We start from the raw sequence: 13,954 nt of genomic DNA, 5'->3' as shown, positions 1-13,954 counted from the left end.
TACCCGATCGGATAGGCTCTGTACGAAAAATCCTGGTCTGCCTGCTTTCAATTCACATCAACCGTGGGACCTTTCAGACTTGGGTTTGTTAGCTGCAGGCGACCAAAAATAAAAAACCCCGGAACAAGTCCGGGGTTCTGTGCTGCCGGGTGTGCCTGATGATCAGCCGTTCTGGCGAATACCGGCAACCAGCCAGGGTTGGTTGTCACCCTGAGCGCGTTCCATGTTCCAGCTTTCGCTGAACACTTCGCCCTGATCAAAGCGCGAAGTCTTGGAGACGCCGGAGAAAGTCAGGGTTGCGATGGTCTTGTCGGCACGATCATCCACACCTTCCAGTTGAACGTTCAGGTTGTCGATGTAGGTCGACTGGAAACCGTCGCCCAGATCGGCACGTTCCTTTTTCAGGAACTGCAGCATCTGTGGTGTCACGAACTCGGCGATCTTGTCCATTTCGTTCGCATCCCAGTGCTGCTGCAGCGCCTGGAAGTGGTTGCGGGCGGCTTCCAGGAAGCGCTCTTCATTGAACCAGGCCGGAGCGTTGATGACCGGAGCTGCAGGAGCCGACGAAGCGCCACCGAAGATCGGGTTTTGCATTGGCTGGCTGGTTTCACGCTGGTAAGGAGCACCGGCACCGGCCATTTTCGGCTGTTGCTGCTGACGACGACGCGCAATGAAGCGGAAGATCAGGAAGGCGATGAGGCCCATGATCAGGATGTCGAAGATCTGCAGACCGTTGAAGCCGTCACCCATGAACATTGCAGCCAGCAGGCCACCGGCAGCGATACCGGCCAATGGGCCCAGCCAGCGCGAAGCGCCACTGGCAGCAGGGGTAGGGCGAGCCGCTGCATTAGGTGCTGCTGCCGGAGTGGCAGGAGCTGCCTGGCGTGCCTGATGCGATGGTGCCGAGCCCATGCTCTTGCCACCACCAAAACGTGCGGCGTTTACATCCAGACTCATGGTGAGTCCGATGCACAGCGCCATAGCCATGCTTAGAAAACGTTGCATAAGGGTATTCCCGTTGTATGAATGCATGCGCGCCATGTTGCACAGGAGGGCAGTCGATGGCTAGTGCGTTAATGTTTCGGACTTTTGCATAAGGTCCGTAAGACCTGTCTATTTGGGCTGTAGGCGGGGAAATAAAGAGGTGTAGGAGTTTTCTTCTTGTGGGGGGCAGCTTGCTATCGACTTCAGCGTACAACCGCAGAATATCTGCCGGTTTTCAGGCCTTTTTCGCCAGCAGGCTGCCTCCCCCAAGTTTTTTGTGCCTTGACTGATCTGCATTACTCGGTAGGAGTGAACTTCAGATCGGCACCAGCTTCGCATAGCCCATCATCAGCCACTTGCTGCCTTCGGAGAAGTTGACCTGCACCCTGGCCTGAGCGCCGGAGCCCTCGAAGTTGAGGATCACGCCTTCACCGAATACAGCGTGCTGTACGCGCTGGCCCAGAGTGAACTGGGTTTCGGGGATGCCGGTGCCATTGAACAGGCTGCTGTTGCTGACCTTCTGGGTGCCCCCGAAAGGACGGCTGACGCTATTGGACAGGCGCACTTCCTGGATCAGGGTCGGCGGAATCTCGCGAACGAAGCGCGACACCTTGTTATAGGTTTCGCTGCCATACAGACGGCGGGTTTCGGCATAGGTGATCACCAGCTGTTGCATGGCGCGGGTGATGCCGACGTATGCCAGACGGCGCTCCTCCTCAAGGCGACCCGGCTCTTCCAGGCTCATCTTGTGCGGGAACAGCCCTTCTTCCATGCCGACCAGGAACACATAAGGGAATTCCAGGCCCTTGGCGCTGTGCAGGGTCATGAGCTGAATGCTGTCTTCATGCTCCTGGGCCTGGGTGTCACCTGCTTCCAGCGACGCATGACCGAGGAAGGCCGCCAGCGGGGTCAGTTCTTCGTCATCTTCGGTGTTCTCGAAGTTGCGCGCAGCGCTGACCAGTTCCTCAAGGTTTTCTACCCGGGCCTGACCTTTTTCACCCTTTTCCTGCTGGTGGTAAGTGATCAGCCCCGACTGCTCGATGACGGTCTGGGTCATCAGGTGCAAAGGCATTTCCATGACCTTGGCCGACAGGTTTTCGATCAGTTCCATGAACACGTTCAAGGCACCGGCAGCGCGCCCGGTCAGGCCTTTGTTGGCAACCAGCTGACGCATCGCTTCCCACATGGAGATGTCGGTGTGGCGCGCATGTTCGCGGATCGCCTCGACAGTCTTCTCGCCAATGCCACGTGCCGGAACATTGATCACCCGCTCCAGCGCAGCATCGTTGCCACGGCCTTCGAGCAGACGCAGATACGCCATGGCGTTCTTGATCTCGGCGCGTTCGAAGAATCGCTGGCCGCCGTAGATGCGGTAAGGAATACGTTCGCGCAGCAAGGCTTCTTCCAGCACCCGCGACTGTGCGTTGGAGCGATAGAGGATGGCGATATCGTTGCGCGACAGGCCGGTCTTCAAGGCGCTTTCGATGGTTTCGACCACGTAGCGCGCTTCGTCGTGTTCGTTGAAGGCTGCATACAGGTTGATCGGCTCGCCGTCGCCCACATCTGTCCACAGTTCTTTGCCCAGACGACCGCTGTTATTGACGATCAGGCCGTTGGCAGCCTTGAGGATGCTGGCCGTCGAACGGTAGTTCTGTTCCAGACGGATGACTTCGGTATCCGGGAAGTCCGACGAATACTGATGAATGTTCTCGATCTTCGCGCCACGCCAGCCATAGATGGACTGATCGTCGTCGCCCACCACCATCAGACTGTCGCCGTCCTGGGCCAGCAGTCGCAACCAGGCGTACTGAACGGCGTTGGTGTCCTGGAATTCGTCCACCAGCACATGGCGGAAACGCCGCTGGTAGTGCGCCAGCAGGCCGGGATGATCACGCCACAGGTCCAGCGCACGCAGCAGCAGTTCGGAGAAGTCGATGACGCCGGCACGCTGGCAGGCGATTTCATAGGCTTCGTAGATCGACTTCATGGTGCCCAGGAACAGATCGCCGCCGGCCTGGATGTGTTTGGGGCGCAGGCCTTCGTCTTTCTGGCCGTTGATGAACCACTGGGCCTGGCGTGCCGGCCAGCGCTGTTCGTCCAGCCCCAGCTCGCGGATCACGCGCTTGACCAGACGCTGCTGGTCGTCGCTGTCCAGAATCTGGAAGGTCTGGACCAGTCCGGCTTCCTGCCAGTGTGCCCGCAGCAGTCGATGTGCCAGGCCGTGGAAGGTGCCGACCCACATGCCTGCCGGGCTGATGCCCATCAGTTGCTCGATGCGGTGACGCATCTCGGCAGCGGCCTTGTTGGTAAACGTCACCGACAGGACCGAATGCGGGGAGGCTTGCTCGACCTGCATCAGCCATGCGATGCGATGCACCAGCACACGGGTTTTGCCGGAACCAGCGCCGGCCAGGACCAACTGACGACCCAGGGAGGCAGCTACGGCCTGACGCTGGGCATCGTTGAGGGAATTGAGAAGGAGAGAGAGATCATCGCGCATCGGCGCATTCTAGGGTGCCGGGCCATGGCGGGCAAACCATGCTTTGTCATGGGTAATAAAAAAGCCGTCGCTGCTGACGATCGGTCATGTCTTGCCGCCAATGGCGTCCCTTGTGCCGAAGTTGCGCAGAACAGCGCTGAAAGTCACAGTTTTATGATGGTGGCTGTTTGGTCTGGCCCGGCGCTTGTGTATGCTCGGCACACGCCAAGGTCTTCTCAAATACAAGAACCCCGACATGCCTTTCAGCTTCAGTGCCCACGATGCTTCTGACACCAGTCGGCGGGACATTCGCAAGAAGTTCGCGACCCAGCTGAGAGTCGAGCGCACACGCCTGCTTTATCAAGGCTCGTTGCTGCCGACCTTGTTCATGTTCATCAGTGGTCTGGTCTGCGCATGGCTGCTCTGGAGTCCTGAGCGCTACGTGCTGGTCAGTATCTGGCTGGTCTGGCTGGCGTTGCTTGTGGGCTTGCGGATCATTCAGGTTGCAGCGTTTCGGGCTGCATCCCCCGAGCGTCAGGCGCAACCGGTCTGGCGACGGATGTTTCTGCTCGGTGCGGTTGTCAGCGGCCTGACGCTGGCCTGTGCGGCCATGGCGCTAGTGCCCGTGACCAGTTTCGAGCAGCAGGCCTGGGTGTTCGGCATGATCGGCGGCGCGACGCTGTGTGCCAGTGTGGCCTATGCCGTCAGCCTTACGGCGTTCCTCACCTTCAGCCTGTCATGCCTGTTACCGCCCATCGTTTATCTGTTTCTGGGCGGCGATGTGCCCTTGCGTGGCTGGGGCTGGCTCGGTCTGATTCTGCTGTTTGCCCTGATTGTGGTCGCCTGGCAGATCAATCGTCTGATCCTGCGCAGCCTGTTGCAGCGCTTCCAGAACCAGGCCCTGATCGAGCATCTGCAGCAGGCCCGTGCCAAGAGCGATGAACTCAATGAAATTCTGGGCCGTGAGGTCGAGCAGCGCCGCCAGGCCGAACACAGTCTGCGCGAGGCGCAGGCGGGGCTCGAGGAGCGTGTTGCACAGCGCACCCTGGAGCTGGAAGCCGCCAATCTGGCTTTGAGTAAAAGCCCGCCGCGTCTGGCCGAAAAGGTTTTCGATGCGGTCAGCGAAAGCATCATGATTTTCGACCCGCAGTACCGGATTCTCACCATCAATCAGGCTTTCTCCCGGCTGACGGGCTACACGCCCGAAGACGTGGTGGGGCGTCAGGTCATGGATATTGCCAGCAGCCTCGATGCTCGGCGTCACTTCCAGGCCATTCATCATGCCCTTGAACAGACCGGCAGCTGGCAGGGCGAACTGGTCGAGACGCGCAAGAACGGTGAGTTGTACCCGCAATGGCTGCAGATGAGTGTCGTGCGCGATATTGCAGGCAATGTCAGTCATATTGTCGGCTTCTTTACCGATCTTTCCGCCAATCGCGAATCCGAGGAACGCATGCGTTACCTCACGCATTTCGATGAGCTGACCGGTCTGGCCAATCGCTCGCAGTTCAAGGAGCGCTTGCGTGAAGCGAATCAGCGGGTACGTCAGGGCGGAAGAAGCCTGGCGCTGCTGCATATCAACCTGGATCGTTTCAAGCTGCTCAACGAGAGCCTGGGGCATGAAGTCGCCGATCAGTTGCTCAAGCACGTTGCCCGGCGCCTGATCAGCGCCATGCCGGAGGCGGACACCATTGCCCGTCTGTCCGGCGATGAATTTGCCGTGCTGTTCGATGCTTATGCCAATCTGTCCAGTCTGGCGCGTGTCACCAGCCGCTTGCTGAGCAAGCTGCGTACGCCTCTGTCGGTGGCGGGCAACGAGCTGGTGATCAGTGCCTCGGTGGGCATCAGCCTGCTGCCTGACTCTGCCCGTGAAATTTCGGCCCTGGTGAGCCAGGCCAATATGGCGATGAGGCATGCCAAGCATCTGGGCGGCAACAACTTCCAGTTCTTCACCGAAAGCCTGCGGGCCAGCACTCTGGAGCGTCTGCAACTGGAAATCCAGCTGCGCAAAGCCATTGAAGAGCAGCAACTGCAAGTCTTCTATCAACCCAAGATGCTGTTGGAAAATGGCCATCTGGATGCCGCCGAAGCACTGGTGCGCTGGAAACATCCGACACGTGGCATGGTGCCGCCGGGCGAGTTCATTGGTCTGGCCGAAGAAACCGGCCTGATTGCCGATATCGGCGAGTTCGTGCTGCGCCAGGCCTGCTGGCAGGCTTGTGAATGGCAGCGCCAGGGGTATGAGCCGATCCGGGTTTCGGTCAACCTGTCGGTGCACCAGTTGCGTCAGGGCAAGCTGGTCAGTCTGGTCCGGCAGGTGCTGGACGAAACGGGGCTGGCTCCGCAGTTGCTGGAGCTGGAGCTGACCGAAAGCCAGTTGCTGGACAGCGTGGAACACATCATCGCGACCTTTCAGCAGTTGCGCGAACTGGGCGTGAAGCTGGCCATCGACGACTTCGGCACCGGCTACTCTTCATTGAGCTATCTGAAACGCTTCCCGGTGGACTACGTAAAGATCGATCAGGCGTTTATTCGTGGCCTGGATGACGGCACGGAGGATGCCGCAATCATTCAGGCGATCATTGCCATGGCCCACAGCCTGGGGCTCAAGGTCGTGGCAGAAGGTGTGGAAAACGAGAAACAACTGGAATTTCTGAAGGCGCAGGGTTGCGATGAGGTTCAGGGCTACCTGATCAGCCGACCGATCGAAGCGTCAATGATGCCGGGTATGTTGAGTCTGGCCCGGTGAGGCTGGCAGCGCTGCAAAATGTAGGATTATTCCCACAAAAAAGGAAGATTTGTCATTCAATCGCTTGTGTATGACGTTCAGGGCTCGTTTAACTGGGCGTCACGCAGGTCATGTAGTATAACTACAAGAAAGCTACAACCCGCCCACCGCATCATTAGCGAGTCTGCCTCTTGAATCTGCTGCAACACATCGCCCAGTCACGTAATCTGCTGCGCAAGTCGGAGCTCAAGGTAGCCGACCATGTGCTGCTTGACCCTGCGGCCGTGATGCACAGTTCCATGGCTGATCTGGCCCACAGCGTCGGGATCAGTGAGCCGACCATCGTGCGCTTCTGTCGTGCCATTGGCTGTACGGGCTTTCAGGACCTCAAGCTCAAGCTGGCGCAGAGCCTTGCAGCCGGAGCGAGTTTCGGTCAGTTCGCGATTCACGAAGACGATTCGGTTGCCGATTACAGCCTGAAGATTTTCGACACCACCCTGCACACCCTGATGGAGGTGCGCGAAAACCTCGATCCCCATGCCTTGCAACTGGCTGTGACCGCCATGGCGGGTGCCAATCGTGTGGAGTTCTATGGGTTCGGTGCGTCGGGTGCGGTAGCGGCCGATGCCCAGCACAAGTTCTTTCGCCTGTTGTTGAGCGCTGCGGCCTATTCCGATCCGCACATGCAGGCCATGTCGGCGGTGACCTTGAAGCCAACCGACGTCGCGGTGTGCATTTCCCAGTCAGGTCGCTCCAAGGATCTGCTGATTTCGGCGAACATGGTTCGCGAAAGCGGCGCGACGCTTATCACGCTATGTCCGAGCCAGACACCTCTGGCCGAGCTGTCGTCGATCAATCTGGCCATCGATGTGCATGAAGACACCGAAATCTACACGCCGCTGACTTCCCGTATCGCGCATCTGGTGGTCATCGATGTGCTGGCGATGGGGGTTGCCATGGCTCGCGGTCCAAGCTTGGTCAATCACCTCAAGAGCGTCAAGCGCAGTCTGCGCAGCCTGCGGTTGTCTCCCAAGTCGGTGAAAGCGCACGAGGATTGAGGGGCGAACCTTCATCAACTTGTCACGCATTCGCCGTCTGACCGTCATGCTTCAGCGCCACTCTGTACTCCCGCAACGTATTGGGAGACAGGATATGGCTCGGCATTACGATGACTTACCCAACAGCGCCGTCAAGACTCGCCGTCAGCAGGAGGATCAGCGTCGAATGGAGTTTCGACGGGCGATTGAAAGCTACTGCGAAGCACGGCAGCTCAATCAGGATCTCTGCGATTACATGGACAGCATGACCGACAGTCACTGGCAGGCTAGCCGGCCGTCCCTGGACGACCGTCGAAACGTTCGACCAGCTGGCTGATCTGCGCACGTTCGGTGCGGATGAACGCAAGGAAAGCGTGAGCCACGGGAGACAGGCGTTTATCTCGGCCTTGTACCACGCACCAGCTGCGATAAAGCGGCAACTCGGCCACCGGCAACTCCTTCAGGGCACCGGTGGCGAGTTCCATGCAGACTGCGTGACGGGTAAGCAGGGCCAGTCCGAGTCCTGCCACCACGCATTCGCGTTGTGCTTCGCTGGATGACACTTCCTGTGTCTGGGTGAAATGCACGCGCTTTTCCTTGAAGTATTCCTCGCACGCTCGTCGTGTTCCTGAACCTGTTTCGCGAATCAGCAATGGCCAGGGCTCCAGGTCTTTGAGGCTCAGTTGTTCGCGGTCGCAGAGCGGATGGCTGGCCGGCGCCACGGCCACAATCGGATTGTTGAGAAACGGCAGGAATTCCAGCCCCATGTCCTGAGGCACCATAGACATCACCACCAGATCGTCGCGGTTGTCCGACAGGCGCCTGATGACCATGGCACGGTTGACCACGGTCAGGTTGAGGATGACCTCTGGGTGCTGGCGCTTGAAAGCTGCGAACAGGTGCGGAATGAAATATTTGCAGCTCGACTCGATGGCCAGTTTCAGCTGGCCCTGCAGCGAACCCTGCATGTCGGAAAGCTGCATGTCCAGGCTTTCCAGGCGACCGAAGATGTCACGGCTGGCCAGTTGCAACGCTTCAGCGGCTTCAGTCAGGTACAGTTTTTTGCCTACATACTCGAAAAGCGGCTGTCCGATCAGCTCTTCAAGCTGGCGGATCTGCAGGCTGACAGCCGGTTGAGTCAGAGCCATTTCCTCGGCGGCACGGCTGTAGGAGCGCAGGTCGCACACTTCATTGAAAATTCGTAACTGACGCAATGTCATACGCATCAATGACTTACGCATCTTCAATAACTCCTGCTGGTGATTTGAGCACCAACTATAAGCTTTTGCTTATGCCTTTCCCAATTTTTACTCATTTTTATTAATCGCTGATCAGGAATAGGGTGGCCCTGCGTCATTCAGTCACATACGCAGTTACAAAAAGCCAGTAACTACACTGCGTATGCGGCCCTGCGCCGACCGGCTCTGCCGGTTCGATAGTCCTTATGGTCGAGGAAATGCCAGTGATAACAAAAATCCTGATCGCCAACCGTGGAGAGATTGCCGTCCGTATCGTGCGTGCATGCGCCGAAATGGGCATCCGCTCGGTTGCGATCTTTTCAGACGCCGACCGGCATGCCCTGCATGTCAAACGTGCCGACGAAGCCTATAGCATTGGCGCCGAACCTCTCGCCGGTTACCTGAACCCGCGCAAGCTGGTGAACCTGGCAGTGGAAACCGGATGCGATGCACTGCATCCCGGTTACGGTTTCCTCTCGGAAAACGCCGAACTGGCGGAAATCTGTGCAGAGCGCGGGGTGAAGTTCATCGGCCCGTCCGCAGAAGTCATTCGCCGCATGGGCGACAAGACCGAAGCGCGGCGCAGCATGATAAAGGCCGGTGTTCCGGTCACGCCGGGCACTGAGGGCAACGTTGCGGATATTCATGAAGCACTGATCGAAGGTGACCGTATCGGTTATCCGGTGATGCTCAAGGCGACTTCCGGTGGTGGCGGTCGCGGTATTCGCCGCTGCAACAGCCGCGACGAACTGGAGCAGGCATTTCCGCGAGTGATTTCCGAGGCCACCAAGGCTTTTGGTTCGGCGGAAGTCTTTCTGGAAAAGTGCATCGTCAATCCCAAACACATCGAGGCGCAGATACTGGGCGACAGCTTCGGCAATGTGGTGCACCTGTTCGAGCGCGACTGCTCCATCCAGCGCCGCAACCAGAAGTTGATCGAAATCGCTCCAAGCCCGCAACTGACGCCAGAACAGCGCGCCTATATCGGTGACCTGTCTGTGCGTGCCGCCAAGGCGGTGGGTTACGAGAATGCCGGAACCGTGGAATTCCTGCTCGCCGATGGCGAGGTGTATTTCATGGAGATGAACACCCGGGTTCAGGTGGAACACACCATTACCGAAGAGATCACCGGCATCGATATCGTGCGCGAGCAGATCCGCATCGCGTCCGGCCAGCCGCTGTCGATCAAGCAGGAAGACATCATTCATCGCGGTTTTGCCCTGCAATTCCGGATCAATGCCGAAGACCCGAAGAACAACTTCCTGCCCAGCTTCGGCAAGATCACCCGCTACTACGCGCCCGGCGGGCCTGGCGTGCGGACCGATACGGCGATCTACACCGGTTACACGATTCCGCCGTTCTATGACTCGATGTGCCTGAAGCTGATTGTCTGGGCGCTGACCTGGGAAGAGGCAATGGACCGTGGCCTGCGTGCGCTGGACGACATGCGCCTGCAGGGCGTGAAGACCACGGCTGCCTATTACCAGGAAATCCTGCGCAATCCGGAATTCCGTAGCGGCCAGTTCAATACCAGCTTCGTCGAAAGCCATCCCGAACTGACCAACTACTCGATCAAGCGCAAACCCGAAGAGCTGGCCCTGGCCATCGCCGCCGCCATCGCCGCCCACGCAGGGCTATGAATATGTGAGCGGCAAGCTGCAAGTGAAAAGCTACAAGACAAAGCGAATCAGCTTTTTCTTGCGGCTTGTAGCTTGAAGCTTGTCGCTATAAGGAGCTCCGAAAATGCCGAAGAAAATCTTTGTCACCGACACCATTCTGCGCGACGCCCACCAATCGTTGCTGGCGACCCGCATGCGCACCGAAGACATGCTGCCGATCTGCGACAAGCTCGACAAGGTCGGCTACTGGTCGCTGGAAGTGTGGGGCGGGGCGACGTTCGATGCCTGTGTACGGTTTCTCAAGGAAGACCCATGGGAGCGTCTGCGCCAGTTGCGTGCGGCCTTGCCCAATACCCGTCTGCAAATGCTGCTGCGCGGCCAGAACCTGTTGGGCTACCGCCATTACAGCGATGACGTGGTGAAGGCATTTGTCGCCAAGGCGGCATCGAATGGTATCGATGTGTTCCGTATCTTCGACGCCATGAACGATGTGCGTAACCTGAAGGTCGCCATCGAAGCGGTGAAAGAAGCGGGTAAACATGCCCAGGGCACTATCGCCTATACCACCAGCCCGGTGCATACCATCAGTGCTTTCGTGGAACAGGCCCGGCAGATGGAAGCCATGGGGTGCGACTCCTTGGCGATCAAGGATATGGCTGGCCTGCTGACGCCTTTTGCCACGGGCGAACTGGTCAAGGCCCTGAAGGCCGAGCAATCACTCCCGGTCTTTATCCACTCCCACGACACTGCAGGCCTGGCGGCGATGTGTCAGCTCAAGGCCGTCGAAAACGGGGCCGACCATATCGATACGGCCATCTCCAGCTTCGCCTGGGGCACCAGCCATCCGGGGACCGAATCCATGGTTGCCGCCCTCAAGGGCAGCGAATTCGATACCGGTCTGGATCTGGAGCTGCTGCAGGAAATCGGTCTGTATTTCTATGCCGTGCGCAAGAAGTACCACCAGTTCGAGAGTGAATTCACGGCAGTCGACACCCGTGTGCAGGTCAATCAGGTGCCGGGCGGGATGATTTCCAACCTGGCCAACCAGCTCAAGGAGCAGGGCGCGCTCAATCGTATGGGCGAAGTGCTGGCCGAGATTCCGCGGGTTCGCAAGGATCTGGGTTACCCGCCGCTGGTCACGCCGACTTCCCAGATCGTGGGCACCCAGGCGTTCTTCAACGTGCTGGCGGGCGAGCGTTACAAGACCATCACCAACGAAGTGAAGCTGTATCTGCAGGGCGGTTACGGCAAGGCTCCGGGTGAAGTGGACGCCAAACTGCGTCGTCAGGCCATTGGCAACGAAGACCTGATCGATGTGCGCCCGGCCGACCTGCTCAAGCCGGAAATGACCAAGCTGCGCGGCGAAATCGGTGACCTCGCGCAATCCGAAGAGGATGTGCTGACTTACGCCATGTTCCCGGACATTGGCCGAAAATTCCTCGAAGACCGCGCTGCGGGCACCTTGAAACCCGAAGAGCTGCTGCCAATCCCGGAAGCAGGCAGCATCGGCAAGGTGGGCGGTGAAGGCGTGCCGACCGAGTTCGTGATCGACGTTCACGGCGAAACCTACCGTGTGGATATCACCGGCGTAGGCGTCAAGGCCGAAGGCAAGCGTCACTTCTACCTGTCCATCGACGGCATGCCGGAAGAAGTGGTGTTCGAACCGCTCAACGAATTCGTCGGCGGCGGTGCCAGCAAACGCAAACAGGCCCATGCACCGGGTCACGTCAGCACCACCATGCCCGGCAACATCGTCGATGTGTTGGTCAAGGAAGGCGATGCGGTCAAGGCCGGTCAGGCTGTGCTGATCACCGAGGCGATGAAAATGGAGACTGAAGTCCAGGCGTCCATCGCGGGCAAAGTGGTTGCCATTCATGTGGCCAAGGGTGATCGGGTCAACCCTGGCGAGATCCTGGTCGAGATCGAATGACAACCTCGCTGTAGAAGCGAATTCATTCGCGAAATTCGCGGATGAATCCGCTCATACCTTAACGATTTTCCTCGGGGGAGCACACGTGGCTTCCCTTTTTTATGTCATCCGCGAAACGCTTCCAGCCCCTTGATCTGCTGCCCATCCTTGAAGTTATCCACAGCCAGCCAGGCCTCGAAAGCCTTTTGCAGTGCGGGCCACTCGTTGTCGAGGATCGAATACCAGGCGGTATCCCGGTTCACGCCCTTGACCACCATGTGCTGGCGAAAGAGTCCTTCGTAGCTGAAGCCGAAGCGGTCTGCCGCACGCTTGGAGCGGGCGTTGTTGGCGTTGCATTTCCATTCCAGGCGACGATAGCCCAGAGCGAAGGCTTCTCTGGCCAGCAGGTAGATGGCTTCTGTGCCTTTGGGAGTGCGTTGCATGCGGGCACCAAAGGTCACGTGGCCGATTTCTATCCGGCCATGGGCGGCGACAATCGACATCAGGCTGATCAAGCCCTCGGTCACGCCTGTGTTCTGGTCGACCACGCTGTAGAACCACGGGTCAGTATCGCTGGCATGTCTCTGCAACCAGGCGTCGAAAGCCTCGCGTTCGTTGAACGGGCCGTAAGGCAGGTAATCCCAGAGTTTCGGGTCGGAGTCCGGACCATTGAGCGCAAGCCAGAGATCATCTGCGTGGCGTGCCGGGTCGAGTTTCTCCAGGCGAATGAAGCGGCCTTCCAGAGTTTTGTTTTCTGGAAGTGATGCGGGTTGCCATTGGATCGGGGTATCGGACATGAGCAGACTTCCTGCCTCAAAGGGCCTTGCGAAATTGGATGTAGCCGCCGCGTTCGGCAATGCGTTCGTAAAGCGCAATGGCTGTAGTGTTGGTTTCGTGGGTCAGCCAGTGAACCTTGTCGCAATCGCTGGCCTTGGCAGTGGCGTAGACATGTTCGATCAACAGCCTGCCGATGCCGGTACCGCGCTGTTCGGGGCTCACGATCAGGTCCTGGAGATAACAGGCATTCCTGATGCTCCAGTTGGAACGATGGTAGATGAAATTCACCATGCCCACGGCTTTGCCATCCAGCCATGCCAATGCCGAGTGGGTGGGTTCGGTGGGGTCCAGAAAGCGTTGCCAGGTGACATCACTGACGCCGTCGGCCAGTTCGGTCTTGTAAAAGCGCAGATAGGCCTGCCACAACGGCAGCCATGCGTCGTGATCGTCAGCCGTTACGGGGCGGATTTGAACAGTGGTCATGCGATTCTCCTTCAGCTCATCAAGCGAGCGATTTCCTGATCTTTCGGGTCCTGGCTGACAGTCAGGCCGTCGCGTACGCCTGCAATATCCTGAGCACTGCGGTTCTGACTGAGTTTGCGCTTGCCCTGTAGCGACTCGATGGGCAGGGCGAAGCCGACAATTGCACCCAGCATCTTCTCGATGTATTCGGCTGGTGCGTCATCGATGGACCATGGCTGGGCGCGACGGGACTCATGTTTGTCGGTGAGGCTGCCGACCAGTCGGTGCAGGCGCTCGGGATCGGTGAAAACCTCGGCCTTGCCATAGGCATGAACGGCCAGGTAATTCCAGGTCGGTACGACTTTCTCGTGCTCGGCCTTGCTCGGGTAGAAAGACGGGCTCACATAGGCATCGCCACCGGGAAATATCACCAGAGCTTTAGACAGGTTTTCGAGCGCTCGCCACTGAGGGTTGGCTTTGGCCAGATGGCCGTAGAGCGTGCCATTGGGACCTTGCTCGCGGTTCAGTAACAGCGGCAGGTGAGTGGCCTGCAGGCCTTCTTCGCCCTGGGTAACGAGAATCGCCAGCCGGGTCTGGTCCATCCAATCATGCAACTGCAGCGTGTCGCTCTCACTGAAGGCTTTAGGCGTGTACATGGCAATGTCCTTGGTTAATGAGCAAATCCTAGGCAGGATATTGGTTCCTTGTAAGAGCCATTACC

10 protein-coding genes and 1 pseudogene are annotated in these 13,954 nt (G+C 58.5%); 5 read left to right on the top strand and 6 right to left on the bottom strand.

Features of this window, described 5'->3' with window-relative positions; all coding sequences use genetic code 11:
* Positions 1-162 precede the first annotated feature (162 nt).
* Together JSY17_RS20705 and uvrD are read right to left on the bottom strand one after the other, a co-directional pair.
* Positions 163-1,005, bottom strand: coding sequence for a Tim44 domain-containing protein (locus JSY17_RS20705; RefSeq protein ID WP_117184688.1), 843 nt, complete (start codon positions 1,003-1,005; stop codon positions 163-165).
* A 295-nt stretch (positions 1,006-1,300) separates the two neighbouring features.
* Positions 1,301-3,484 carry a DNA helicase II gene (gene uvrD, locus JSY17_RS20700; RefSeq protein ID WP_117180630.1) on the bottom strand — a complete coding sequence of 728 codons (2,184 nt, stop codon included), beginning with the start codon at positions 3,482-3,484 and terminating at the stop codon, positions 1,301-1,303.
* A gap of 235 nt (positions 3,485-3,719) precedes the next feature.
* Between uvrD and JSY17_RS20695 the strand changes: the two genes are divergently transcribed.
* The 3 genes and pseudogenes from JSY17_RS20695 (at position 3,720) to JSY17_RS20685 (ending at position 7,565) form a co-directional block, all read left to right on the top strand.
* Positions 3,720-6,212, top strand: coding sequence for an EAL domain-containing protein (locus tag JSY17_RS20695; protein ID WP_117184686.1), 2,493 nt, complete (start codon positions 3,720-3,722; stop codon positions 6,210-6,212).
* 170 nt (positions 6,213-6,382) lie between these two features.
* Positions 6,383-7,290 (top strand): annotated as a pseudogene (gene hexR, locus JSY17_RS20690) (transcriptional regulator HexR).
* Between the two features lie 53 nt (positions 7,291-7,343).
* The gene (locus JSY17_RS20685; RefSeq protein WP_117180633.1) at positions 7,344-7,565 is read left to right on the top strand and encodes a PA3496 family putative envelope integrity protein; all 222 of its coding nucleotides are present in this window, start codon (positions 7,344-7,346) and stop codon (positions 7,563-7,565) included.
* Here the strand turns inward: JSY17_RS20685 and JSY17_RS20680 are convergent.
* Positions 7,516-8,469, bottom strand: a complete 954-nt coding sequence (locus tag JSY17_RS20680) for a LysR family transcriptional regulator (RefSeq protein ID WP_200977125.1) — start codon at positions 8,467-8,469, stop codon at positions 7,516-7,518. The two genes, JSY17_RS20685 and JSY17_RS20680, sit on opposite strands and share 50 nt — an antisense overlap.
* Before the next feature lie 221 nt (positions 8,470-8,690).
* On the opposite strand from JSY17_RS20680, the gene JSY17_RS20675 reads away from it, so the two are divergent.
* Both JSY17_RS20675 and oadA read left to right on the top strand, forming a co-directional pair.
* Positions 8,691-10,106, top strand: a complete 1,416-nt coding sequence (locus JSY17_RS20675) for an acetyl-CoA carboxylase biotin carboxylase subunit (RefSeq protein ID WP_117167896.1) — start codon at positions 8,691-8,693, stop codon at positions 10,104-10,106.
* A gap of 103 nt (positions 10,107-10,209) precedes the next feature.
* Positions 10,210-12,015, top strand: coding sequence for a sodium-extruding oxaloacetate decarboxylase subunit alpha (oadA, locus tag JSY17_RS20670; protein WP_206402839.1), 1,806 nt, complete (start codon positions 10,210-10,212; stop codon positions 12,013-12,015).
* A gap of 104 nt (positions 12,016-12,119) precedes the next feature.
* Here the strand turns inward: oadA and JSY17_RS20665 are convergent, their stop codons facing one another.
* The 3 genes from JSY17_RS20665 to JSY17_RS20655 are packed head-to-tail and all read right to left on the bottom strand — an operon-like array spanning position 12,120 to position 13,889.
* Entirely contained in the window at positions 12,120-12,791 is a 672-nt protein-coding gene (locus tag JSY17_RS20665; RefSeq protein WP_206402840.1) for a GNAT family N-acetyltransferase, read from the bottom strand.
* A gap of 16 nt (positions 12,792-12,807) precedes the next feature.
* On the bottom strand, positions 12,808-13,254 hold the full coding sequence (locus tag JSY17_RS20660; protein ID WP_206402841.1) for a GNAT family N-acetyltransferase: 447 nt from the start codon (positions 13,252-13,254) through the stop codon (positions 12,808-12,810).
* A gap of 11 nt (positions 13,255-13,265) precedes the next feature.
* Complete coding sequence (locus JSY17_RS20655) at positions 13,266-13,889, bottom strand: FMN-binding negative transcriptional regulator (protein ID WP_206402842.1); 624 nt, start codon at positions 13,887-13,889, stop codon at positions 13,266-13,268.
* Between the last annotated feature and the right edge of the window lie 65 nt (positions 13,890-13,954).

Source organism: Pseudomonas capsici, assembly GCF_017165765.1.
Lineage (GTDB): Bacteria > Pseudomonadota > Gammaproteobacteria > Pseudomonadales > Pseudomonadaceae > Aquipseudomonas > Aquipseudomonas capsici.
Note: the sequence above shows the minus strand (reverse complement) of the source record. Positions and strands in the feature narration are given on the sequence as shown.